Consider the following 23156-nt stretch of genomic DNA (forward strand, 5'->3'; position numbering starts at 1 on the left):
ACACGCATGGCGAGCAACCAACCACAAACAGCGATAGCGCGACAGGACGTTGGAAAAGAACCAACTTTCAATATCTCGATGGGGATTCAGCCGGACTCGACCGGCTCTTGAGCGTCGCCCTGGCCCGCAGCACCAGCGGCAGGCCGACCGCGAGCACCGCCGCGCCGAGCACCACGATGGAGAACGGGGTGTGCACCAGCGCGCCGAGGTCACCCTGGCTGATCTGCAACGCCTTGCGCAGATTGGTCTCGGCCACCGGGCCCAGGATCAGTCCGAGCACCGCGGGCGCGACCGGCCAGCCGTAGCGCCGCATGACAAAACCGAGCAGGCCGATCCCGGCGAGCACGATCAGGCCCTGCCAGGCGCTGCTGGCCGCGTAGGCGCCCAGCGAGGCGCACAGCAGGATGCCCGCGTACAGGTACGGCCGCGGAACTCGCAAGATCTTCACCCACAGCCCGGCCAGCGGCAGGTTGAGCACCAGCAGCATCACGTTGCCCACGTACAGCGAGGCGATCAGCGTCCACACCAGCACCGGCTCGGTCTCGAACAGCAGCGGACCGGGCTGGATGTTGTAGCTGGTGAAGGCGGCCAGCATGATCGCCGCGGTGGCCGAGGTGGGCAGGCCAAGGGTGAGCAGCGGGACCAGCACCCCGGCCGCGGCCGCGTTGTTGGCCGCCTCCGGTCCGGCCACGCCCTCGATCGCGCCCTTGCCGAACTCCTCCGGCCTCTTGGCCAGCTTCTTCTCCACCGCGTAGGAGAGGAAGGTGGTGACATCGGCGCCGCCGGCCGGGACCGCGCCGATCGGGAAGCCGATCGCGGTGCCGCGCAGCCAGGGCCACCAGGACCGCTTGAAGTCCTCCTTGGGCAGCCACCACACCTTGTTCACCGGGATCACCTCGGGCACCCCGTGCCGCATCCGGGAGGCCACGTAGAGCGCCTCGCCGACGGCGAACAGGCCAACCGCGGCGACCACCACCGGCACACCGCGGCCCAGCTCGTCCACGCCGAAGTCGAACCGGCTCTGCCCGGTCAGCGATTCGGTGCCGATCAGCCCGAGGAACAGGCCAAGCGCCAGCGAGCCGACGCCGCGCAGCGGGGAGGCGCCGAGCATGGCCGAGACGGTGCAGAAGGCCAGCACGGTCAGCGCGAAGTAGTCCGCCGAGGTCAGCTTGATCGCCCACTCGGCGATCTGCGGGGCCAGCAGGGACAGCAGCAGGGTGCCGATGGTGCCCGCGACGAAGGAGCCGATGGCTGCGGTGGCCAGCGCCTGCGCGCCCCGCCCCGCCCTGGCCATCTTGTTGCCCTCCAGCGCGGTGATGATGGAGGCGGACTCACCGGGGGTGTTGAGCAGGATCGAGGTGGTCGACCCGCCGTACATGCCGCCGTAGTAGATCCCGGCGAACATGATCAGCGCGCCGGCCGGCGGGACCAGGTAGGTGATCGGCAGCAGCAGCGCCACCGTCATCGCCGGACCGATCCCCGGCAGCACCCCGACCAGGGTGCCCAGCAGCACCCCGAGCAGGGCGAAGAGCAGGTTCTCCAGCGCCAGCGCGCTCTCGAACCCCTGGATCAGCGCGCTCACCCGATCAGTCCCTGCAACGGCCCGCCCGGCAGGTAGGCGCCAAGTCCGAAGACGAAGATCGCCCACAGCGCCAGCGCCAGGCCCAGCGCGCTGACCACGATCACCCACCAGCGGCGGGCGCCCAGGATGACCGCGGTGCCCGCGAAGAGCAGCGCGGCGGCCAGCGGCCAGCCGATCGGCTCGATCAGCACCGCGTGCCCGGCGAACAGGCCGACCAGCAGCAGCACCGCGCGCTTGTCGCTGCGCTGGCTGAGGTCGATGTCCTCGCCCTCCTCGGGCGGGGCCTGCTGGCCGCGCAGCACCTGCACGGTCAGCAGCACCGCGACGCCGAGCAGCAGCCCGCCGATGAGGTAGGGGAACAGCCGTGGCCCGGCCACCGCGGCGGCAGGCGGCACCATGATCGTCGGGGTCTCGATCAGCACGTACACCCCGAGCCCGCCGAGCAGCGCGGTCAGCAGCAGCTCGCCGCTGACGCGGGCTCGGCCGCCCCGGGATCCGGGACGGCCGAGCGCCGGGCTTTCGTCAGTGCCAGCGGTCACTTCACCGCGCCGATCTCGGCGAGCATCTTCTTGACCCGCGCCTCGTCCTCTTCGATGAACTTCACGAAGTCCGCGCCGGTGGACCAGGCGTCCTCCCAGTCCTTGGCCTTGAGCGTCTGCTTCCACGCCGCGCTGTCACGCATCTTGGTGACCATGTCCACCAGGGTCTGCTTGGCGCTGTCGGACAGCCCAGGACGGGCGACCACGCCACGCCAGTTCAGGTAGGAGATCGGCACGCCCTGCTCACGCAGCGTCTTGGCGTCCGGCAGCAGGGTGGAGCGCTTGTCCCCGCTGACCGCGATCGCGCGCAGTTTGCCGGACTTGACGTGCTCGGAGAACTCCGAGACACCGGAGATGCCGGCCTTGACCTCGCCGGAGAGCAGCTTGGCCACCGCCTCGCCACCGCCGGAGTTGGCCACGTAGTTCACCTGACCGGGGTCGATGCCGACCTCGTCGGCGACCAGTCCGGCCAGGATCTGGTCCGCGCCGCCCGCCGAGCCACCGGTGATCACGGTGCCCTTGGGGTTCTGCTTCCAGGCGGTCAGGAACTGCTCAAGGTTGACCTCGGGCTGGCTGGACGGGATCACGATGACCAGCGCCTCGCCGGTGAGCTTGGCGATCGGGGTGGTGTCCTTGAGCGTCTTGTCGGACTTGGCGTTGAGGATGCCGCCGACCATGACCTGGCCCATGACCATCAGCAGCTTGTCGTCCTTCTCCCCGGCCAGCTGCTTGAGGCCGGTGACACCGCCCGCGCCCTCCACGTTGAACACCTGGGCGCCGGTGGCCAGCTTCTCCTTGAGCAGGGTGTCCTGCATGGCCTGCGCGGACTGGTGCCAGCCGCCGCCTGCCTTGGCCGGAGCCATCAGTCGTAGCCCGGTGACCGGCTGATTCGCTCCGCCACTCGAGCCGCCGGTACATCCGGTGAGCAGGGTGGCGACCACGGTCACGACACCGGCGGCGACTACGCGCCGTCGCGGGATCTGGCGAAGCATCGGGGGTCCTTCCTCCATGGAGGGAAGTTGCATGGTTGGAAGTGCGGTTCAGATACCCAGTGATGTTCTGGCTACGAACGGCGAGCATTCCAGCACACCCGCGCCCTATACCACTACCGCCGAACGCGAGGAAGTATCAGAACTTCTCTGATCCACTTCCCTGCTGGACCAGCCAGAACACACCTGGGCACCGGGGTCACTACCCTGGTAAGGCACACCCGCCCTCCGCCGAGGCCCAGGAGCCCGATACCCCGTGACCGACGGACCCCTCATCGTCCAGTCCGACAAGACCCTGCTGCTCGAGGTCGACCACGAGCTGGCCGACGAGGCACGCATCGCGATCGCGCCCTTCGCCGAGCTGGAGCGCGCCCCCGAGCACGTGCACACCTACCGCGTGACCCCGCTGGCGCTGTGGAACGCGCGCGCGGCCGGGCACGACGCCGAGCAGGTGGTGGACGCGCTGGTCCGCTACTCGCGCTACTCGGTGCCGCAGCCGCTGCTGGTGGACGTGGTGGACACCATGGGCCGCTTCGGCAGGCTGCAGCTGACCAACCACCCCGCGCACGGCCTGGTCATGTCCACGGTGGACCGGGCGGTGCTCGAGGAGGTCATGCGCAACAAGAAGATCGCCCCGATGCTGGGCGACCGGCTGGACCCGGACACCGTGGTGGTGCACCCCAGCGAGCGCGGCCACCTCAAGCAGCTGCTGCTCAAGGCGGGCTGGCCGGCCGAGGACCTGGCCGGTTACGTCGACGGCGAGGCGCACCCGATCGCACTGGCCGAGGACGGCTGGACACTGCGCGACTACCAGCGGCACGCCGCGCAGGCGTTCTGGGCCGGTGGCTCCGGCGTGATCGTGCTTCCGTGTGGCGCGGGCAAGACGCTGGTCGGCGCGGCCGCGATGGCCGAGGCGCAGGCGACCACGCTGATCCTGGTGACCAATACGGTCGCGGGCAGGCAGTGGAAGCGGGAGCTGGTCGCGCGCACCTCGCTGACCGAGGACGAGATCGGCGAGTACTCGGGCGAGCGCAAGGAGATCCGCCCGGTCACCATCGCCACGTACCAGGTGATCACCCGCAAGACCAAGGGCGAGTACCGGCACCTGGAGCTGTTCGACTCCAGGGACTGGGGCCTGATCGTCTACGACGAGGTGCACCTGCTGCCCGCCCCGGTGTTCCGGATGACCGCGGACCTGCAGTCCCGCCGCCGACTCGGCCTGACCGCCACCCTGGTGCGCGAGGACGGCCGGGAGGGCGATGTGTTCTCGCTGATCGGCCCGAAGCGCTACGACGCGCCGTGGCGGGACATCGAGGCCCAGGGCTGGATCGCGCCCGCGGAGTGCATCGAGGTCCGGGTCACCATGACCGAGAACGAGCGCCTGCAGTACGCCACCGCCGAGCCGGAGGAGCGCTACAAGATGTGCTCCACCGCCCGCACCAAGGCCCCGGTGGTCCGCGCCATCCTGGACCGCCACCCGGACGAACCGACCCTGGTCATCGGCGCCTACCTGGACCAGCTCGACGAACTGGGCGAGGCGCTCAACGCCCCCGTCATCCAGGGCTCCACCCGCAACAAGGAGCGCGAGGCCCTCTTCGACGCCTTCCGCCGCGGCGAGGTCAGGACCCTGGTGGTCTCCAAGGTGGCCAACTTCTCCATCGACCTGCCGGAAGCGTCGGTCGCGGTGCAGGTCTCCGGCACCTTCGGCTCCCGCCAGGAAGAGGCCCAGCGCCTGGGCAGGTTGTTGCGCCCCAAGGGCGACGGCCGTCAGGCGCACTTCTACTCGGTGGTGGCCAGGGACAGCCTGGACACCGACTACGCCGCCCACCGCCAGCGGTTCCTGGCCGAGCAGGGCTACGCGTACAAGATCGTGGACGCGGACGACCTGCTCGGCCCGGCACTACCGGAGATCAGCTGACCAGCGCGGCCGCGGCCTGCTGACCAAGGCGGACCGCGGTCGCGTTGTTCTGGATCGGCACCGACTTGACCCCGGGGAAGACCACGAAGTCGACCACGGCCCCGCTGACTCCCCCGGTGCTCGGATGCGGGTTGATGCCCAGCAACTGCGCCATCCGGTAGGAGGCCTCACCGATGATCGCGCTCGGCCCGAGGTCCCCCACCACCCCGTAGACCACCTTGTCCCGGTACACCGCGGCCGCGACCGTGCCGCCGGTGATGCCGGAGTTGCGGTAGTTCCAGGTCGAGCTGGCCAGCGGCAACACGATGAAGGGCAACGTCTCGGCGTTGAGCGGCTTGCCGTCGGACTGGGGGAACGCGGTGGCGTTCTGCCAGTAGGGATCGGTGCTGGGGTTGCACTTGGCGGTGCGCTGCCCGTCGCAGTCGATGTCCAGATCGGCCCGCCAGTGCACGGCGGTGCGGGTGGCGCAGACCGGGACGGTGCGGGCGCCGCCTGCGTCGTGGGCGTACTTGCCGTTGGAGACCTGCTTGGTGCAGGCGGCCACGGCGGCCTTGAGCTGGGCCGCGGTGGGTGGGGCGGCGGTGGCCGCGTGGGCGGGGGCGGCCGGGATGAGGGCGAGCACGGCGGCTAGGGCGAGCAGGGCTGTGCGCATGATGACCTCCAGCACTGGCAGGGACTGGCAATCACTAACCACTTCAGCGCACAGATGGTTGCTTGTTGACAGCCAGGCACGCAACAGCCCGGCATCAGCTTTGGTGAACCCATAAAAAAACCGGGGGGCCTGGCCTTTCGGCGAGGACCCCCCGTGGGTGATGCTCACTATACCCGCTAACCTCAATCCCGTGCAACCGGCAAACCCCGAATACGCCCAGCACGTGCTCGCCCGCCTCACCGACTTCTGCCAAGTCGATGGCGTGCTGTGGACCAGAAGACTGTGGGACATCGGATCGATCTTGACACTGGAGGAGCTGTGGGAATCAGCGACCTGGCAGTCCCGGAAGGTCATTTCCGGCAGTGCCATTGATTGGCAGCGACATCAGCTCGCCCGCCTGCTCGGACCGGACCTCGGCATGGGCGACAAGGCACTGCGCCGGGAGATGGTCCAGCTGCTCGACTCGGACACCCTGACCGACCCCAGTCCGGGGCACCGGCGGCTGCGGGAGCTGATCGATCACGCGCGCGACGGCTACCTGGACCGATGGGCCGACCGGGTGGCCGAGGGCGCCCAGGTGAAGCCCGAGCGCCTGGCCCGCACACTCTCCGCGCATCTGCTCGACCTCGGCTACACCGCGCAGTTCCTGGCCACCCAATGGTTGTCCGGGTTGCGTTCGAAAAATACCCACACAGAGGCGATTATTGCCAGCGCGGCCGGACTTGCTCGCATCCCGCCACGAAACTTTCATGTTCTGTTGCTGCTCAACTCAATGCCAAACCGGTCGAGCGCAGAAAATACCCCTGACTGGCTGAATAATTCAGAGGTCATCAACTGGCTCAAGCGTGAAGGGCATTCCACGAGCGGGATTCGAGCGCAGGGCGGTTTCCTCTACCGGATCTCCGCACAAGATCACCACGGCGCCGCAGACAAGGCGCGGCAGCTGTTCGAACGCATTGTCGCGCGCTCACTCTTCTCCCGCCGGTACCGGGGCCAGGTCACCGCCTACCCGACGCTGTGGGTCAGCGGCCATCCCGAGCCCCTTCCCCTGGTCGGCCCGGCCCGGCATGCGGATGTGCTCTCGCTCGCGCACCAGGGTCAGCTCTACGACGTCGCGCGGCCACGCAACCCCGTCGACGACGCTCTGGAACTGGCCTCGCCGGTGAACCAGACCGGTGCCCCCGGCACCGCGCTGGCCGGGGCGTGGGCGGCGATCGAGTCGCTGCTCTGCCATCCTGGCGACCCCATCCCCGTGGGTGAACGCAGCGGCAAGGCCGTGGCCGCGGACCGCCTCGCCGCGATCGTGGCCTGCTCCTGGCCACGCGCGGAGCTGACCACCCTGGTGCGCAGGCATGGCCGCAAGGACGAGCTGGACGAGTTGTCCCAGCGCCGGGACGTCTGCACCACCAGCAGGGCGCAGGCCCTGGTCTTGTTCGACGAGATCACCAGGAACGGCGTGACCAACCTGCGTTTCCACGGGCGCACGCGGCACGGCGATCGGGTCGCGGCGCAGCGGTTGGCGGCGTGTGTGGCCGAGCCGAAGCGGGTGGTCGGGGAACTGGCGGCGGTAGTGCGGATCACGCTCCGACGGCTCTACCGGGCGCGCAACATCGTGCTGCATGGTGGCTCGACCTCAAGCGTCACCCTGGACGCCACCCTGCGCACGGCCGCGCCGTTGCTCGGGGCCGGACTGGACCGGATCGCGCACGCCTACTTTGGCGAGGGGTTGGGCCCGCTGGATCTTGCCGCGCGGGCGGAACTGACCAAGACGCTGGTCGGCGAGGACACCGGGCTGACGCTGGTGGACCTGTTGCGGAAGCGGGGAGCGGAGGCGGCTTAGCCGAGGTTGCGTAAGAACCGCTGCTGGTCGGTCAGGAAGCCAGGGGCGAACAGGGCGCGCGGGGCGAACAGGGCGGTGAGGGTGAGTTGGACGTCTGAGCGCTCGATGCTGTCCTTGACCAGGGAGTGGGCCGCGTCGGGGTAGTGCCGGACGGTGAGGGCGCCGGCTTCGGACAGGGCGGCCCGGTAGGCGCGTTCGGTGTCCGCGGTGTCCACGTTGCGGTCGTGGCCGGCCAGGGTGAGCAGGACCGGGATGCCGCGCAGGGCGGGGAGGTCCGGGGTGGCGTCGGCGGTGTGGTTCCTGGTGATGAAGCGCCAGTGGTCCGGGGTCAGGGTGTTCGGGTCCTCGCCCATCGCTTTGGCATATTCCGCATAGCTTGCCTGCCTGGCCAGCAGGGTCCGGATGGCGTCGCTCCGGGCGACCTCGGCTTTGATCCTGGCCTCGGTGGCGCCCTCGGCGCGCAGGGTGGCGAGCAGGTGGTGGCGGCCCTGCTGGAGCCAGTTGATCGCGGGTGAGACGGCCAGCACGAAGCGCGGCCGGGTCTGGGCGGCGATCTTCGGCAGCACCCAGCCCGCCTGGCTGGCGCCCCACAGGCCGATCCGGTCGCCGTCGATGTCCGGGCGGGCTCGGGCCCAGGCGATGGCGGCTAGGGCTTCGGCGGCCCGGTCGGCCATGGACTGGTCCAGCCAGTTGCCGGGCGCGCCGGCCACGCCGGGTTTGTGCCAGGACAGGGTGGCGTAGCCGGCCTTGGCGTTGGCCTCCCAGATCGGCCGGTAGTCACCGTCGTGGGTGGCCTCGACCGGGCCGTCGCCGTGCAGGTGCACCACCAGGCCGTGCCGCGGCCGGCCGTCCCTCGGAGTGGCCAGCACGCCGTGCAACCGGTGGCCGTCTTGCTCGATCGTGACCTGCTGCTCGTGCAGGTCGTAGGAGTGCTGCCACAGCAGCAGCCCGCCCAGGCCCAGGGCCACGACCAGGACCGTGATCAGCACTTTGACACCCATGGGCAAAAACTATCACCTGCGATACGACCGTTGTGAATGTGATAGTTTTACCGGCATGCAGGTGACCACCAGGCTGCTGGTGCACGCGCTGATCCGGGTGGACGGCACGGTTGACGCCGATGAGCTGTACCGGGTGGCGGAGCTGTTCGGGATGACCGAGCAGCAGGTCCGGCTGTGCGTGAAACGCCTGGTGGGCGAGGGCCGCTTCACCCACCAGGGCCGCGGCCGCAAGGCCGTGCTGCACGCCGGCGCGGACACCCTGCGCGAACTCGCCCCCGAACTCGACTTCCTGCGACTGGCCTACCGCCAGGACGCCGGCCTCGAACCCTGGGACGGGCGCTGGCACCTGGCCGCCTTCGCGGTGCCCGAATCGGCCCGCCCGGCCAGGGACGCGCTGCGCGAACAGCTGCTCCGCCTCGGCGGCGCACCCCTGCAGGGCGGGCTGTACGTCTGTGCCAACGCCTGGGAGCCCTACCTGCTGGCGGCGGCGGCTGAACTCGGCGTGCCGGACTCGCTGACCCTGTGCACCACGACCGACCTGCGCCGCGGCGAGATCAGCGATCCGGTCGAACTCGCCGCCGCCCTCTGGCCGCGACAGGAGATCGCGGAGGGCTACCGCGCACTCAGCCGGATCGCCGAGCCCCGGCTGGCCCGGCTCACCGGAACCACCGCGCTCTCCCCGGACGAACTCCTGGTCATCGCGATCGAACTGGCGGCCGAACTCACCAGGGTGCTGGAGCCGGATCCGTTGCTGCCACCGGAATTGCTGCCCCGCCCGTGGCCAGGCGCGCAGGCCCGCGAGCTGTTCGCCCGGTGCTGGACGGCGCTGCGCGAGGGGGAGGCCGGCGGGACGCCGCCGATCCTGTTCCGCACCTACGCCGGGGCTAGCTTCCCACCGGCAGGTCGGCCGGCGTGACGCCCGCGCTGCGCACAATGCGGTCGATCCGCTTGGCCGCCTCGTTCTCCCCCGGTTTCAGCGTGCGCAGCCGGATCGGCGGGCCCAGGTCGACCAGGGTCGGCAGGTAGTCGGCGGTGACCTGCCAGGCGCCGTTGGACTCGGCGAAGCGGAAGCGGGCCAGCACGCCTTCCTCGGTGACGCCGCGGGGTTCCTCGTGCTTGGCGATGTGGTTGCCCAGGCCGTAGGCGACCCACTTGCCCGCGACCTTGGCGATGGGCTGCACGACGTGCGCGTGGTGGCCGATGATCAGGTCGATGGCCGGGTCGTCCAGGAGTTTGGCGGCCAGTTGTTTCTGCTCATTAGTGGGGTCGTGGCGGTACTCGGTGCCCCAGTGCAGGCTGGCCAGGACGACCTCGGCGCCTGCCGCCTTGGTGGCGCGGGCCGCTTTGAGGACCGCTTCGGCGGAGATCTGGTTGGACAGCCAGGGTTTGTCGGCCGGGAGTTTGCGGCCGTTGAAGCCGAAGGTGTGCGAGATGTGGCCGACCTTGACGCCGTTGGCCTCGTAGATCACCGGTTTGGCCGCCTCGGGGGCGGTGCGGGCCGAGCCGGTGTGCTTCAGGCCTGCCGCGTCCAGGGCGTCCAGGGTGCGTTTCACGCCGTCGGGGCCCTGGTCCAGGGTGTGGTTGGAGGCGGTGGAGCAGGTGTCGTAGCCGGTGGTCTTCAGCGCGGTGACCACCTCGGGCGGAGCGTTGAAGTCGGGGTAGCCCTTGAACGGGCCGCCGGGGGCGGCGATGGGGACTTCCAGGTGGCAGATGGCGAGGTCGGCGCCGCTGATCGCGGTTTTCACGCCCTCGAACAGCTTGGTGTAGTCGCGGCTGCCGTTGCCGTCGGTGGTGGCCTGGGCGGTCAGCGCCGGGTGGATCAGCACGTCGCCGGTGGCCGCGACGGTGAAGGCGCGCGGCGGTGGGGCGGCGGCCGCGGCGGAGCTGGTCGGCTGCGCGGAGGTCGAACCGGGCGGGGGCGCCGCGTCGCTGCCGCAAGCGGTCAGGACCAGGGTGGCGGCCGCGAGGGCGGCGGTCAGGGGTCCGCGCATTTCACGACGCTAGCCCCTGACCGCATCCGGGCCGGTTCCGGGGCGGGCTCGGGGGTCTCCCTGATCCGCCGGAACGCCGGGCGGGCGAACCTTGAGTCATGTTCGACAACACGACTTACCGCGAGACGGGACAGCCCGTGAAGAAGCTGCGCCGGAGCCGGACCGACAAGATGCTCGCCGGTGTGTGCGGCGGTATCGGCAAGCTGCTGGGCATCGACGCGGCGATCATCCGCATCGTGCTGGTGGCCGCCACCCTGCTGGGCTTCGGCACCGGCGCCGTCATCTACCTCATCTGCTGGATCGTCATGCCCGAAGAGACCGCCGCCTGATCACCTCGGCCAGCCCTGCACATCGGGCCGGCGCTGCCAGGGTCGAGGGCCGTCGAGGGGTCGGTACTCCACCCCCAGCGCGTCCAGCCTGGGCAGGTGGTGCTCGGTGAGGCGGCGCAGGAACCCCGGTTCGTCGCGGGCCTCGGGGCTCCACACCACCTCGGCGAACGCGGCCAGCCTGGGGAAGGCCGCGTAGTCCAGCCGCCGGGGCGAGTCCAGGTGCTCGGTCCACAACTGGGCCTGCGCGCCCAGCACGTGCGCGGCCGCGTCCGGGTCCAGCCCGGCCGGGACCGGCTCGTAGCCGTAGACATCGGTGACCGTGCGGACGAACCCGACCGGGATCGGCTCCTCCGGATGATCGGACTGCCGATGGTCCAGGTACACCTTCTGTTCCGGGCACATCACCACGTCGTGCCCGGCCTTGGCCGCCGTGGCGCCGGCTTGTTCGCCGCGCCAGGAGGCCACCACCAGACCGGTCGGCACCTCGCCGACCTCGGTGATCTCGTCCCAGCCGAACGCCTTGCGGCCATGGCCGGCCAGGTGCTCGGCGAGCTGACGCAGGAACCAGCCGTGCAGGCCTGCCTCATCGGCCAGGCCCAGTTCGGCGATCCGGCGCTGCGCCTCGGGGCTGCGCCGCCACTGCACCAGCGGCACCTCGTCGCCGCCGATGCCGATCACTTCGGCCGGGAAGACCTCGATCACCTCGTCGAGCACGTTCCGGAAGAACTGGACCGTCTCGTCGCGGACGTTGAGCACGTTGTCGTTGATGCCCCACCGGGTCCACACCCCGATCGGCTGGTCCAGGTTGCCCAGCTCCGGGTAGGCCGCGATGGCCGCCTGGGTGTGGCCGGGCACGTCGATCTCCGGCACCACCGTGATGCCGAGTCCGGCCGCGTAGCCGACGATCTCGCGCAGGTCGTCCTTGGTGTAGAAACCGCCGTGCGGGCGGGCGTCGTAGTTGCCGCGCTGCCACGGCCCGACGCCGGAACGCTCCCGCCAGCCGCCGACCTCGGTCAGCCGCGGGTAGCGCTCGATCTCCATCCGCCAGCCCTGGTCATCGGTGAGATGCAGGTGCAGCACGGAGAACTTGTGCGCGGCGAGCAGGTCGAGGAAGCGCAGCACCCCGTCCTTGGGCAGGAAATGCCTTGCCACGTCGAGTAAACAGCCGCGCCAGCCAAACCGGGGCCGGTCCCGCAGCTGACCGTTGGGCAGCAACCACGCTCCACTGTGGACAGTGGAGCGGCGGAACGCGGCCGGGCCGAAGAGCTGGCGCAGGGTCTGCGCGGCGTGCCGGGCGCCGGGCAGCGCGCCGGTGTGCACGTCCACCGCCTTCTCGGTGATGTCGAGGGTGTATTCCTCCGCGCCGAGCCGCTCGTCCAGGCCGAACCGGATCTCCGGACCGTCCACATCGGCGGAATCAAGCGGGAAACCCGTTGCCGCGCCCAGGTTGTGCCGCAGCCAGTTCGCGGCGGCGGCCAGTGCCGGGTCGGCCCGGATCGCGGCGCCGGGGCGTAGCTCGAACTCGCCGGGGGCGCGGGTGGACTCGTGCGGTCGGGGCAGCAGCACGTCGAAGGACGGGGTCACACTCATCCCTTCACCGCTCCGGCCAGGCCGGAGACGAGCCGTCGTTGCACGAAGATGAAGAAGATCAGCACTGGGATGGTCATCAGGGTGGAGCCCGCCATGATCGCGCCCCAGTCGTTCTGATCCGGCTTGAAGAAGGTGAGGATGGCCAGCGGCAGCGTCTGGTTCTCCTCGGCGGAGATGATGAAGGTCTTGGCGAAGAGGAAGTCGTTCCAGGCGTGGATGAACGACAGCACGCTGGTGGCCACCAGACCCGGTGCCACCAAAGGAAAAAGCACCTGCCAGGTGAACCGGAACCGGCTGGCCCCGTCCAGGGTGGCCGCCTCCTCCAGCTCCACCGGCACCGCGGCCACGAAACCACGCAGCATCCAGATCGCGAACGGCAGGCCGAAGGCCAGGTGCACCAGCATCAGCGAGCCGAGGTGGTTGAGGCCGAAGGCTGGGGCCACGTCGCCGACCTGGCGCATCAGGAAGAACAGCGGCACGGTCAGCGCCTCCACCGGCACCAGCTGCGCCACCAGCAGCATCACCAGCAGCGTGGTGCGGCCCTTGAAGCGGAAGCGGGTCAGCGCGGTCGCGGCCAGGAAGGAGCACAGCAGCGCCACGGTCACCACCACCAGCGCGACCACCACGCTGTTGAGGAAGTAGCGGCCGAAGTTCTCCACGGTGAGGACCTTGGTGAAGCTCTCCAGGCTGGGCGCGAAGGTCCACGGGCGCGGCGAGGTGGAGAGCACCTCACTGGTGGGTTTGAGCGCGGAGAGCACCATCCAGTACAGCGGGAAGGCCACCACCAGCGCGATCAGCACGGTGACGATCTCGGCCACCGTGCGGCCGGGTCGTTTCACAGCTCCTCCCCGCTCCTGCGCAGCGCGCGCAGGTAGAGCACGATGACGCCGAGCAGCAGCACGGTCATCACCACGCCGATCGCCGAGCCGAGGCCGTATTCGCTGGCGGCGAAGGCTTTCTGGTAGGCGTAGACGTTGAGCACCAGGTTCTGCCCGGCCACCCCGCCACCGCCGGTCATCACGTAGATCTGGGTGAAGATCTTGAAGTCCCAGATGATCGACTGGATGGTCACGATGATCAGCAGTGGCCGCAGCAACGGCAGGATCACGCTGGTCATGGTGCGCACGGTGGACGCGCCGTCCAGCGCCGCGGCCTCCAGCACCTCACCGGGGATCGCCTTGATCCCGGCGTAGAGGGTGACCATGACGAACGGGAACGAGCACCACACCACCTGGGCGGCGACCAGGCCGAAGGCCACGTACTTGTCGTAGGTCCAGGAGTAGCTGGCGAACCCGTCCAGGCCGACACCGGTCAGGATCTCGTTGACCAGCCCGAAATCGGTGTCGAAGAGGAACAGCCAGACCGTGGATCCGGCCACCGCCGGGGTGGACCAGGCGCCGATCGCGGCCAGGAACAGGATCATCCGCGGCACCGCGCGGACCCTGGTGGCCAGCAGCGCCAGCGCCCCGCCGACCAGCAGCGTGGCCACCACGCAGAACCCGGCGAAGAGCACGGTCTGCAGCAGCACCTGCCAGAACTGCGGATCACCCAGCAGCGCCTGGTAGTTGCCCAGGCCGAGGAACTCCAGCGCGGCCCCGCCGCTGGCCTGTTCCTGGCCGTAGTCGAACAGCGAGATCAGCACCAGCTGGTAGATCGGGTAGCCGAGCAGCCCGCCCAGTACCAGCAGGGTGGGCAGCAGGTAGCCGATCGCGGCCCGGCCGTCCCGTTTTCCCTTGCGCCGCACAGGTTTCCCCGCGGCCCCCGGTGGCGGGGCGGCTGCCGTCACCGGGGTCAGGGTGCCTTGGCTCACGAAGTGAAGGCCGTGTTCATCAGCTTGGCCGCCTCGGCGGTGGCATCGTCGACGGTCTTCGCCTTGGTGACCACCTGCTGGATCATGTTGGGCAGCACGGTCTGCGCGTCGATCTTGGCCCAGGCCGCGGTGACCGGCACGAAGCGGGTGCCCGCCTCCAAGGTGGCGATGAACGGCTTGGTGAACTGATCGTTGCCGGAGACCTCGCGCTGCACGTCGGTGAAGGTCGGCAGGTTGCCCATCGCGGTGTACATCTGGCGCTGGTACTTCTTGCCGGCCAGCAGCTGCAGGAAGTCCTTGGCCAGGGTGCGCCGCTCGGTGGAGCGGGTGATGCCGAGCAGGTTGCCGCCGGCGAAGGCGGGCGCGATCGACCCGGCGGTCTCCCCCGGCAGCGGGACCACGGCGAACTTGCCCTTCACCGCACCGGCCTCCACCGCCTTGCGGTTGAAGTCACCGCCGATGGTCATCGCGGCCTTGCCGGAGACGAAGGCCTGCACGCTGGCGTCGCCGCCGTTGGGCGCGCACGCCGAGGGCGGGCAGATGTCGTCGCTGATCAGCTCGGCGTAGCGGCCCAGTCCGGCCCGGCTCTGCGCGCTGTCCATGGCCGAGGAGAACTTGCCGCCGTCGGCCTTGGCCAGGTCGCCGCCGGCGGACCAGACGAAGGGCAGCATGCCGTAGGTGTACTTGCCGCCGACGGAGATGCCGTACAGCTCGGGCTTGGCCTTGCGGATCTGCCGGGCCAGCGGGGCCAGCTCGGCCAGGGTCTTCGGCGGTTGCAGGCCCAGCTCGGTGAAGACGTCGGTGCGGTAGTAGAGCGCCCGCACGCCGACGAACCAGGGCACGCCGTAGGTCTTGCCCTCGACCTTGCCGGTGTCCAGGATCTTGGGCGCCAGATCGGCCGCCTCGGACCAGCTGCCGAGGTCACCGGAGAGATCGGCGAAGCCACCGGCGGCCACGTAGTTGGCCAGGTCGGTGTTGCCGAACTCGGCCACGTCCGGGGCGCTCTTGGCGTCGCTGAAGGCCGCCTTGAAGCGTTCGGCCCTACTGTTGACCTGGATGTACTGCACGTCGACGGTGACACCGGCGTGGGAGGCGGTGAACTCCTTGATGGCCTCGTTGACCACCGCTTCCTTGGGCGCCCGGTTGACCTCGTCGAAGAGCCAGACCCGCAGGGTGCCGTCCTTGGTGTCCTTCGCCGAGCCGGTCGGACCGGACTGCACCGGCGCACAGCCGACCGTGGCCAGCCCGACCAGCGCGGCCACCGCCGCAAGCCGTCTGATCGTCATGAAGACCTCCACACCTGGCGATGTTGCAAAATGCGCAATGGTCATTTCGCATAAAGCAACGAGATGCAGGCGATGGTATGGCCCGAAACAGGCTCGAACAAGGGTCTAGACCATCCCAATTGCCCCGGAACAGCAGCGCGCCCGCGGGACGAGGGTTCGTCCCACGGGCGCACGTGGTGGTTCGGGTGGTGGTTCGGGTGACGGCTCAGCCGTCGGTCGTCCCTGATGACGGCTCAGCCGTCGGTCGTCCTGATGACGGCTCAGCCGTCGACGAGGCCGCGCCACCCGGCGACCGCGGTGGCGTCCACCGGACTGTCCCAGCCCCCGGCGCGGGCGGGTCCGCCGACGTGGAAGTGGCTGACCCCCGCGGCCAGCAGTTCCGGCACATGCTGCTGCTTCAGCCCGCCGCCGACCAGCAGGGCCAGTCCGTCGGCCGCCTGCCGGTCGGCCAGCTCCCGCAGCAGCGGCAACCCGTCGGTCACGCCAGCAGGGGCGCCCGCGGCCAGCACGGTGTCGCAGCCGAGCCCCGCCACCACGGCCCAGGCCGCCACCGAGTCGGCCGCGTTGTCCAGCGCCCGGTGGAAGGTCCAGGCCGCCCCGGCCAGCTCACCGAGCAACGCCTGACAGGCCACCAGATCCACCGCGCCGTCCGCGTCGAGGAACCCGAGCACGAACTCGGTCGCCCCCGCCGCCCGCAGTTCCGCCGCGTCCCGGCGCAACCGGTCCAGATCCGCGGGCGCGTATCCCGGGGCGTCCCGCAGCATGACCCGCACCGGCAGATCGGTGGCCGCGAGCACCGAACGCACGGTGGCCGCGCTGGGCGTGAGCCCCCCGGCGTCCATCCCGGAGACCAGCTCCAGCCGATCGGCCCCACCCGCCTGCGCGGCCTCGGCGTCCCGGGCGTCCAGCGCGATGACCTCCAGCAACGTCATGCCGGACAGCCTAACGTGGTCTAGACCTTCCGCGGATCGACCGTTCAGCTGCGAACGAGGTAGCCGTTGGCGATCAGCCAGGCAACGTTGAGGTGGCCCTCCCCCGGCAACAACGTCCGATCCAGCTTGATCTGGCTGCCCCGCCCCCGCTGCTCGAACCAGGGCGCGATGGTCCCCTGCCACACCGGGAACTCCTTGCGCACCTGGTAGGTGTGGTAGTTGCACCGGTAGGCGGCGTCGAAGGTGAACAAGCTCTGCGGCGGCAACGCCCGCTGGCTGTAGTGCGCACCCCGCGGCGCCAGCCCGCCCTCACTGCCAAAGCGGTCCAGCTTGTAACCCGGGAGCAGCCGGTGCACCCGCTTGATGGGCGTGCCGTCGGACCGGAGCAGGAAGCCGTCCTGCGGCGGGTATTTCCAGCTGGTGGCTGCGGTGTCCCAGTACTTGGCGAGGAAGCCGGCCGAGTCGAGCTTGCCGAACCGTTGGTAGCCCGCGACCAGTCGGCCGACCGGGTGTTCCGCTACCCGGGGCAGGGTTTCCGGGCCGAGCCGGTTGTCACCCTGGTAGGTGCCCGCGCAGGCCAGTGGCGCGTCGGCGAGGGCTGGGGACGCCGCGCCGAGCAGGACGGTGAGGCTGGTGAGCAGGGCGGTGAGGAAGGTGGCAAGCAATCGACGACCCCGCACAGGCGCTCCTTCTGGAAGACGATCACGACGGGCTCATCCTGGCGGGGCGGGGATGGCACGGAGGTGCATGAGGTCACACGGAGGGGGAAGACCACTCGGGCGGGGGAACGACGCCGCCAGGCAAGAGGTGGGGTGGGGGGTTGGGGGTGAAAACCCCACGACGAGGGTTCTCGCGTGTTCTCCGTACGGCCTGGAGCATGCAGACCACACCTCACCGAGCGGCCCCTGCAACACAATCCGCCGCCCTAGCCTCCCCACGCGACCGGGGCCGCTCATCGGGGTGTGGTTGGCTGGCGGAAGGCCGTACGGAGAACACGCGAGCCCTCGGAGCCACGCTGGATCAGGCCCCGGCAGCCCAAACCCCGCCCCGCAACCCGCTCACCCGGGTGTTGATCTGCCCCACCCCTCCGGTGGTCTGCCCGGCCGGCGAGGCCATCCTTTTTTGATCTTCGGGTTGAAACTCAAAGGCGAAGAGCAGTGCTCGCACGGCGTCCCACAACGGCCAACGTGGCGTACGACTTGGGCCAACTCGGCGTCCGGAACGGCCAACTCGGTGTACGAGATCGGCCAACACTCGGGTTTGGGCGTGAGCAAGCCCCCGGTCGCAGTGCAGGTGGACCGGGGGCTTGCTTGGTGTGTCTGTGTTCAGTTGTTCAGCGAGGCTGGATCAGAAGTCCATCTCGCCGCCGCCGGGGGCGGCGGGAGCGGCGGCGTTCTTTTCCGGCTTCTCGGCGACGACGGCCTCGGTGGTCAGGAACAGACCAGCGATGGACGCGGCGTTCTGCAGGGCGGAGCGGGTGACCTTGGCCGGGTCGATGATGCCGGCCTTGATCAGGTCCTTGTACTCGCCAGTGGCGGCGTCCAGACCCTCGCCCGGCTTCAGGCCCTTGACCTTCTCCACCACGACGCCACCCTCAAGGCCGGCGTTGATGGCGATCTGCTTCAGCGGAGCCTCGACCGCGACCTTGACGATGTTCGCGCCGGTCGCCTCGTCGCCCTCAAGCCCAAGACCCGCGAAGGCGGTCTCGGCGGCCTGGAGCAGCGCGACGCCGCCACCGGCGACGATGCCCTCTTCCACGGCGGCCTTGGCGTTGCGGACGGCGTCCTCGATGCGGTGCTTGCGCTCCTTGAGCTCGACCTCGGTGGCCGCGCCCGCCTTGATGACCGCAACGCCGCCGGCCAGCTTGGCCAGGCGCTCCTGCAGCTTCTCGCGGTCGTAGTCGGAGTCGCTCTTCTCGATCTCGGCGCGGATCTGGTTGACCCGGCCCTGGATCGCGTCGGCGTCGCCGCCGCCCTCGACGATGGTGGTCTCGTCACGGGTGACGACCACCTTGCGGGCCTTGCCCAGCAGCGAGATGTCGGCGTTGTCGAGCTTGAGGCCGACGTCCTCGCTGATGACCTGGCCGCCGGTCAGGGTGGCCATGTCCTGCAGCATCGCCTTGCGGCGGTCGCCGAAGCCCGGAGCCTTGACGGCGACGGACTTGAAGGTGCCGCGGATCTTGTTGACGACCAGGGTGGCCAGGGCCTCGCCCTCGACGTCCTCGGAGATGATGACCAGCGGCTTGCCGGTCCCCATGACCTTCTCCAGCAGCGGGAGCAGGTCCTTCACCGAGGCGATCTTCGAGCCGTAGAGCAGGATGTAGGGGTCCTCCAGGACCGCTTCCTGACGCTCGGTGTCGGTGACGAAGTAGCCGGAGGTGTAGCCCTTGTCGAAGCGCATGCCCTCGGTCAGCTCAAGCTCGAGCCCGAGGGTGTTGCTCTCCTCGACGGTGATGACACCTTCCTTGCCGACCTTGTCCATGGCCTCGGCGATCAGCTCGCCGATGGTGGTGTCGGCCGCGGAGATGGACGCGGTGGCCGCGATCTGCTCCTTGGTCTCGACCTCCTTGGCGGACTTCAGCAGCGCCTCGGCGACAGCCTCGACGGCCTTCTCGATGCCGCGCTTGAGCGACATCGGGTTGGCGCCGGCCGCCACGTTGCGCAGGCCCTCGCGAACCAGGGCCTGGGCGAGCACGGTGGCGGTGGTGGTGCCGTCACCGGCGACGTCGTCGGTCTTCTTCGCTACTTCCTTGACCAGCTCGGCCCCGATCTTCTCCCACGGGTCCTCAAGCTCGATCTCCTTCGCGATGGAAACACCATCGTTGGTGATCGTCGGCGCGCCCCACTTCTTTTCGAGCACGACGTTGCGGCCCTTGGGGCCGAGGGTCACCTTGACGGCATCGGCGAGGGTGTTCATGCCGCGCTCGAGTCCTCGGCGGGCGTCCTCGTCGAACGCGATCATCTTGGCCATTGCGGTGTGGTCCTCCGGTAGTGGATGACACGGGTGCACGGCCAGGCTCGGTGCCCGCGACGGACGACCTGACGGCAGCGCCCCAGTGGTGGGGATGCCGACGGCCTCACCGTCCCGACCTGGCACTCACTGTCGGCGAGTGCCAAGTTCGTGTTTAGCACTCGACCGGAGCGAGTGCAAGCCGCCGGGCTGTTCGCCCAGCTCAGGCCACCGCGAGGACGATCACCACGACGACCACGATCAGCGCGGCCACCGCCAGCACCGGGATCAGCCAGCGTCCGCCGACCTCCCGGGAGCTGCTGTTGCCGAAGGCGGTCGGCCCCGCCGCCATCGGCGGGCGCAGCCGCACCGGCTCGGCGGGCTGGCCAGGCGGCCGGTAGCCCGGCTGCGGCATGGCGTAGGCGGGCGGCGGCTGCACCGGGTTGGGCCCGGTGGGCGGGTGCACGGGCTGCTGCTGCACCGGGACCGGCCCGGTCGGCGGCCGCAGGGCCTGGTGCGCGCCGGTCGGCGTGACCTGCTGCGGAACACTGCCCGGGGCCCGGACCTGCGGCGGGGTGCTCTGCTGGGCCACCGCGGCGAGCGCGCCACGGGCGGCGGAGATCAGTTCCCGGCAGTTGGCGAAGCGCTTGGCCGGATCCTTGGACATGCCGCGCCGCACCACCGCGTCGATCGCCGGCGGCAGCACGACCAGCCCGGTCACCGCTGGCACCTCGGTGGCCAGGTGGCCCTGGATCACCTCGGGCACCTTGCCCTGGTAGGGCGGGCGGCCGGTCAGGCAGGCGAAGAGCACGCAGGCCAGCGAGTAGGCGTCGGTGCGCGGGTCGACCGGCTCACCGCGCAGGTGCTCCGGCGCGGCGTAGGTCGGCGAGCCGAGGAAGTCCCCGCCCCTGGTCCGGTGGCCGGTGGCGCCGCGGCGGGTCAGGCCGAAGTCGGCCAGGTAGACGTGCTCGCCGGAGGACTCGCGGGTGGTGACCAGCACGTTGGCCGGCTTGATGTCCAGGTGCACCAGGCCCTTGCCGTGCAGGTTGTCCAGTGCCTCGGCGACCTGCTGCAGCAACGTCAGCGCGCGCACCGGCGCGATCGGGCCGTCCTTGATCAGGCTGGCCAGGTCGGCGCCGTCGACGAAGCGCATGGCGATGTAGAGGAAGCCGTCGGTCTCGCCGAAGTCGTACAGCGGCACCACGTGCGAGTGGTCGATGGCCGAGGTGTTGCGCGCCTCGTCCACGAACCGCTCGCGGAATTCCGCGTCCACGGTCAGATGGTCGGCGATCACCTTGAGCGCGACCTTGCGCCCGAGCCGCACATCGGTGGCCCGGTACATGGTGCTCATGCCACCGTGGCCGATGACTCCGTCGATGCGGTAATGGCCGAGACGGCGTCCGGTGAGGTCTTCCGACACAGGGCGCAGCCTAGCCGCTAGGTCAGAACTAGGTAGCCTTGCGTACCTCTTCGGCCTGCTGGCGTCCGTCGCGCCCGGCTTTGACCTCGAACTCGACCCGGTCACCCTCGTTGAGGGACCGGTAGCCGTCCATCTGGATCGCGGAGTAGTGCACGAAGACGTCGGCCCCGCCGTCGGTGGCGATGAAGCCGTAGCCCTTCTCCGCGTTGAACCACTTGACCGTGCCTAAAGCCACGAGATCCTCCCGGCCACGCGCTGAACCCGGTCAACGCTACCGGAGCACGGCCCTGGGTGTCAGTGCCAGAACAACCGGCTCAACCGCGGGAAACCGTTGCGGCACCACGCAACCAGCTCGCCAGCCCACGTGGGTCGCGGCTCTGCGCGAGCACCTCGCCCGGTCCGGCGAAGTCGAACACCAGGCCCTCGCCGGTGCGGATGGACTGGCTGCCGTTGTGGGTGGCCGCGCGCAGCCGGACCTGCACGGTGTCGGCGTAGGCCAGCACGTGCCCGGGATCCATGGTGATCAACTCGCCCGCCTTGAGCGTGACCACCTCCAGCGCGCCGCAGGCGGCCAGCACCAGCGGGCCCTGGCCCAGGACGTGGGTGAGGAAACCGCCCTCGCCGCCGAAGAGCGCCTGCAGGCCGGTCCACTCCGGGTCGAACTGCACGGTGGCCGGGGCGGCCAGCCAGGCGGTGCGGCTCAGGCACCAGCCGATCTTGCCGTCCAGCTCCAGCACGTGCAGGTCGCCGGGCAGGCTCGGCGCGAGATCGACCCAGCCGCCCTGGGCGGGCGCGGTGTAGAGCGCCACCGCCGGGCCCTCGGTCCCGAGCGCGGCCCTGGTCAGCGACTTCAGGAAGCCGCCATGAGCACGGGCGTCGATCGCCATGCCGTAGCTGGTCGCCACCATCCGGCCCGGTTCGGCGAGCACGACCTCGCCTGGGGCCAGCAACAGCCGGGCGACGCCGAAATACGGAGTGTGACGAGTACGGACCTGCACGAGATCCGAGTCTGGCACGAACAGACCCCGGGCGGCTCGCCGGATGGAGATCCGAGAGGTAAGGATGAGCACGTGAGCACGTCATCCGCAGCCCTGGTCGAGGTCGAGGCGCACAAGGCCAGGGTCTGCTCGCTGCTGGGCATCACCCCGGTGGAGCGCCGTCCGCTGGCCGAGTGCCTCGACCTGGTGCTGGCCGAGGAACTGCTGTCCCCGGTGGCCCTGCCGCCCTTCGACAACTCGGCCATGGACGGCTACGCCGTGCACTCCGGCGAACTGGCCGGGGCCAGTCCGGAGGCACCGGTGGAGCTGCTGGTCGCCGAGGACATCCCGGCCGGGCGCACCGACGAGCTGTCCCTGCTCGGCGGCACCGCGCACCGGATCATGACCGGTGCGCCGGTGCCCGCGGGCGCGGACGCGGTGGTGCAGGTGGAGTGGACCGACGGCGGCATGCCGAGGGTCCGGGTGCACCGCGAGGTCCGGCCCGGCATGAACATCCGCCGCGGTGGCGAGGACGTGCTGGCCGGGACCAGGGTGCTGGCCGCGGGCTCGCTGCTGGGCGCCGCCGAGCTGGGGCTGGCCGCCGCGGTCGGGGTGTCCGCGCTGCCGGTGTTCCGGCCGCCGAGGGTGCTGGTGCTCTCCACCGGTTCGGAGCTGGTGGAGCCGGGCCGGGCGCTGCGGCACGGCGAGATCTACGAGTCCAACGGGATCATGCTGGCCACCGCGGTGCGCCAGGCAGGCGGGCAGCCGGAGCTGCTGCGGTTCGTGCCCGACGACGTGGACGCCTTCCACGCCGCGCTCGCCCCGCACCTGTCCACGGTGGACCTGGTGCTGACCTCCGGTGGGGTCAGCGCGGGCGCGTACGAGGTGGTCAAGGACGCGCTGAGCGGGCACGGGGTGGAGTTCACCAAGGTGGCCATGCAGCCCGGCATGCCGCAGGGCGCCGGCTGGTACCGCGGCGTGCCGGTGGTCTCGCTGCCGGGCAACCCGGTGAGCGCGCTGGTCTCCTTCGAGGTGTTCCTGCGGCCCGCGCTGCTGGCCGCCCGAGGGGCGGTGGACACCGAGCGGCCGCAGCTGACCGCCCGGCTGGCCGAGGGGCTCAAGGCACCCGCCGGACGTCGGCAGTTCCGTCGCGGCCGCTACGACGCGGCGGCGGGCACGGTGGCCATGGCAGGCGGTCCCGGTTCGCACCTGCTCTCGGCGATGGCGCAGGCCAACTGCCTGATCGACGTGCCGGAGGAGGTCACCGAACTGGCCGCGGGCGATCCGGTGACCGTGCTGCTCACCAGATAAAGGACTGCTAACGCCGGGGTTGTCCCCCGAAAGGGTGAGG

At 70.1% G+C, this 23156-nt stretch carries 21 protein-coding genes; 5 read left to right on the forward strand and 16 right to left on the reverse strand.

What is annotated here, in order from left to right; all coding sequences use genetic code 11:
- Positions 1-67 precede the first annotated feature (67 nt).
- Genes ACTOWY_RS12460 through ACTOWY_RS12470 form a run of 3 tightly spaced genes read right to left on the reverse strand, consistent with a single transcriptional unit; the run spans position 68 to position 3113 of the window.
- Positions 68-1582: a tripartite tricarboxylate transporter permease gene (locus ACTOWY_RS12460; RefSeq protein ID WP_441309750.1), complete on the reverse strand. Its 1515-nt coding sequence runs from the start codon at positions 1580-1582 to the stop codon at positions 68-70.
- The gene (locus ACTOWY_RS12465) at positions 1579-2121 is read right to left on the reverse strand and encodes a tripartite tricarboxylate transporter TctB family protein (RefSeq protein ID WP_441309751.1); all 543 of its coding nucleotides are present in this window, start codon (positions 2119-2121) and stop codon (positions 1579-1581) included. Before ACTOWY_RS12465 ends, ACTOWY_RS12460 begins: the two co-directional genes overlap by 4 nt.
- The gene (locus ACTOWY_RS12470; RefSeq protein WP_441309752.1) at positions 2118-3113 is read right to left on the reverse strand and encodes a Bug family tripartite tricarboxylate transporter substrate binding protein; all 996 of its coding nucleotides are present in this window, start codon (positions 3111-3113) and stop codon (positions 2118-2120) included. The genes ACTOWY_RS12465 and ACTOWY_RS12470 overlap by 4 nt, the downstream gene beginning before the upstream one ends.
- Positions 3114-3366: 253 nt before the next feature.
- Here ACTOWY_RS12470 and ACTOWY_RS12475 point away from each other — a divergent pair, with 253 nt between their 5' ends.
- Positions 3367-5028, forward strand: coding sequence for a DNA repair helicase XPB (locus tag ACTOWY_RS12475; protein WP_441309753.1), 1662 nt, complete (start codon positions 3367-3369; stop codon positions 5026-5028).
- Here ACTOWY_RS12475 and ACTOWY_RS12480 read toward each other — a convergent pair.
- Positions 5021-5680 (reverse strand): glycoside hydrolase family 75 protein, encoded by a 660-nt coding sequence (locus ACTOWY_RS12480; RefSeq protein ID WP_441309754.1) that lies wholly within the window; start codon positions 5678-5680, stop codon positions 5021-5023. The genes ACTOWY_RS12475 and ACTOWY_RS12480 overlap by 8 nt on opposite strands.
- 190 nt (positions 5681-5870) lie before the next feature.
- Here ACTOWY_RS12480 and ACTOWY_RS12485 point away from each other — a divergent pair, with 190 nt between their 5' ends.
- A complete protein-coding gene (locus ACTOWY_RS12485) occupies positions 5871-7520 on the forward strand; it encodes a hypothetical protein (protein ID WP_441309755.1) in 1650 nt (549 codons plus the stop codon).
- On the opposite strand, the gene ACTOWY_RS12490 is transcribed toward ACTOWY_RS12485, so the two are convergent.
- Entirely contained in the window at positions 7517-8521 is a 1005-nt protein-coding gene (locus ACTOWY_RS12490) for an alpha/beta hydrolase family protein (protein WP_441309756.1), read from the reverse strand. The genes ACTOWY_RS12485 and ACTOWY_RS12490 overlap by 4 nt on opposite strands.
- A gap of 55 nt (positions 8522-8576) precedes the next feature.
- Here ACTOWY_RS12490 and ACTOWY_RS12495 point away from each other — a divergent pair, with 55 nt between their 5' ends.
- Complete coding sequence (locus tag ACTOWY_RS12495; protein WP_441309757.1) at positions 8577-9437, forward strand: PaaX family transcriptional regulator C-terminal domain-containing protein; 861 nt, start codon at positions 8577-8579, stop codon at positions 9435-9437.
- Here ACTOWY_RS12495 and ACTOWY_RS12500 read toward each other — a convergent pair.
- The gene (locus ACTOWY_RS12500) at positions 9406-10512 is read right to left on the reverse strand and encodes a CapA family protein (RefSeq protein WP_441309758.1); all 1107 of its coding nucleotides are present in this window, start codon (positions 10510-10512) and stop codon (positions 9406-9408) included. The genes ACTOWY_RS12495 and ACTOWY_RS12500 overlap by 32 nt on opposite strands.
- A gap of 98 nt (positions 10513-10610) precedes the next feature.
- On the opposite strand from ACTOWY_RS12500, the gene ACTOWY_RS12505 reads away from it, so the two are divergent.
- The gene (locus ACTOWY_RS12505) at positions 10611-10841 is read left to right on the forward strand and encodes a PspC domain-containing protein (RefSeq protein WP_441309759.1); all 231 of its coding nucleotides are present in this window, start codon (positions 10611-10613) and stop codon (positions 10839-10841) included.
- On the opposite strand, the gene ACTOWY_RS12510 is transcribed toward ACTOWY_RS12505, so the two are convergent.
- From ACTOWY_RS12510 to ACTOWY_RS12555, 10 genes are all read right to left on the reverse strand, one after another.
- Positions 10842-12431, reverse strand: a complete 1590-nt coding sequence (locus tag ACTOWY_RS12510) for a beta-N-acetylhexosaminidase (protein WP_441309760.1) — start codon at positions 12429-12431, stop codon at positions 10842-10844.
- Positions 12428-13270 (reverse strand): carbohydrate ABC transporter permease, encoded by an 843-nt coding sequence (locus ACTOWY_RS12515; protein WP_441309761.1) that lies wholly within the window; start codon positions 13268-13270, stop codon positions 12428-12430. The genes ACTOWY_RS12510 and ACTOWY_RS12515 overlap by 4 nt, the downstream gene beginning before the upstream one ends.
- The gene (locus tag ACTOWY_RS12520) at positions 13267-14175 is read right to left on the reverse strand and encodes a carbohydrate ABC transporter permease (RefSeq protein WP_441309862.1); all 909 of its coding nucleotides are present in this window, start codon (positions 14173-14175) and stop codon (positions 13267-13269) included. Before ACTOWY_RS12520 ends, ACTOWY_RS12515 begins: the two co-directional genes overlap by 4 nt.
- 62 nt (positions 14176-14237) lie before the next feature.
- Positions 14238-15527, reverse strand: a complete 1290-nt coding sequence (locus ACTOWY_RS12525; protein ID WP_441309762.1) for an extracellular solute-binding protein — start codon at positions 15525-15527, stop codon at positions 14238-14240.
- A 260-nt stretch (positions 15528-15787) separates the two neighbouring features.
- The gene (locus ACTOWY_RS12530) at positions 15788-16459 is read right to left on the reverse strand and encodes a copper homeostasis protein CutC (RefSeq protein WP_441309763.1); all 672 of its coding nucleotides are present in this window, start codon (positions 16457-16459) and stop codon (positions 15788-15790) included.
- 44 nt (positions 16460-16503) lie between these two features.
- Positions 16504-17139 (reverse strand): TNT domain-containing protein, encoded by a 636-nt coding sequence (locus ACTOWY_RS12535; RefSeq protein ID WP_441309764.1) that lies wholly within the window; start codon positions 17137-17139, stop codon positions 16504-16506.
- Between the two features lie 667 nt (positions 17140-17806).
- Complete coding sequence (groL, locus tag ACTOWY_RS12540) at positions 17807-19429, reverse strand: chaperonin GroEL (protein WP_247761517.1); 1623 nt, start codon at positions 19427-19429, stop codon at positions 17807-17809.
- 202 nt (positions 19430-19631) lie between these two features.
- Positions 19632-20828: a protein kinase domain-containing protein gene (locus ACTOWY_RS12545; protein WP_441309765.1), complete on the reverse strand. Its 1197-nt coding sequence runs from the start codon at positions 20826-20828 to the stop codon at positions 19632-19634.
- A 28-nt stretch (positions 20829-20856) separates the two neighbouring features.
- Positions 20857-21063 (reverse strand): cold-shock protein, encoded by a 207-nt coding sequence (locus ACTOWY_RS12550; RefSeq protein ID WP_185001414.1) that lies wholly within the window; start codon positions 21061-21063, stop codon positions 20857-20859.
- 79 nt (positions 21064-21142) lie between these two features.
- Entirely contained in the window at positions 21143-21826 is a 684-nt protein-coding gene (locus ACTOWY_RS12555) for a TIGR00266 family protein (protein ID WP_441309766.1), read from the reverse strand.
- A 72-nt stretch (positions 21827-21898) separates the two neighbouring features.
- Between ACTOWY_RS12555 and moeA the strand changes: the two genes are divergently transcribed.
- A complete protein-coding gene (moeA, locus tag ACTOWY_RS12560; RefSeq protein ID WP_441309767.1) occupies positions 21899-23116 on the forward strand; it encodes a molybdopterin molybdotransferase MoeA in 1218 nt (405 codons plus the stop codon).
- Positions 23117-23156: the final 40 nt, after the last annotated feature.

The organism is Crossiella sp. CA198 (genome assembly GCF_052078295.1).
In the GTDB taxonomy this organism is placed as follows: Bacteria; Actinomycetota; Actinomycetes; order Mycobacteriales; family Pseudonocardiaceae; genus Crossiella.

Bases quoted from the DNA above. Each gene is read 5' to 3' on its own strand.
- ACTOWY_RS12510 (WP_441309760.1), bottom strand. From the start codon at position 12,431: ATGAGTGTGACCCCGTCCTTCGACGTGCTGCTGCCCCGACCGCACGAG.
- ACTOWY_RS12505 (WP_441309759.1), top strand. From the start codon at position 10,611: ATGTTCGACAACACGACTTACCGCGAGACGGGACAGCCCGTGAAGAAG.
- groL (WP_247761517.1), bottom strand. From the start codon at position 19,429: ATGGCCAAGATGATCGCGTTCGACGAGGACGCCCGCCGAGGACTCGAG.
- ACTOWY_RS12480 (WP_441309754.1), bottom strand. From the start codon at position 5,680: ATGCGCACAGCCCTGCTCGCCCTAGCCGCCGTGCTCGCCCTCATCCCG.
- ACTOWY_RS12525 (WP_441309762.1), bottom strand. From the start codon at position 15,527: ATGACGATCAGACGGCTTGCGGCGGTGGCCGCGCTGGTCGGGCTGGCC.
- ACTOWY_RS12495 (WP_441309757.1), top strand. From the start codon at position 8,577: ATGCAGGTGACCACCAGGCTGCTGGTGCACGCGCTGATCCGGGTGGAC.
- ACTOWY_RS12530 (WP_441309763.1), bottom strand. From the start codon at position 16,459: ATGACGTTGCTGGAGGTCATCGCGCTGGACGCCCGGGACGCCGAGGCC.
- ACTOWY_RS12490 (WP_441309756.1), bottom strand. From the start codon at position 8,521: ATGGGTGTCAAAGTGCTGATCACGGTCCTGGTCGTGGCCCTGGGCCTG.
- ACTOWY_RS12470 (WP_441309752.1), bottom strand. From the start codon at position 3,113: ATGCTTCGCCAGATCCCGCGACGGCGCGTAGTCGCCGCCGGTGTCGTG.
- ACTOWY_RS12500 (WP_441309758.1), bottom strand. From the start codon at position 10,512: ATGCGCGGACCCCTGACCGCCGCCCTCGCGGCCGCCACCCTGGTCCTG.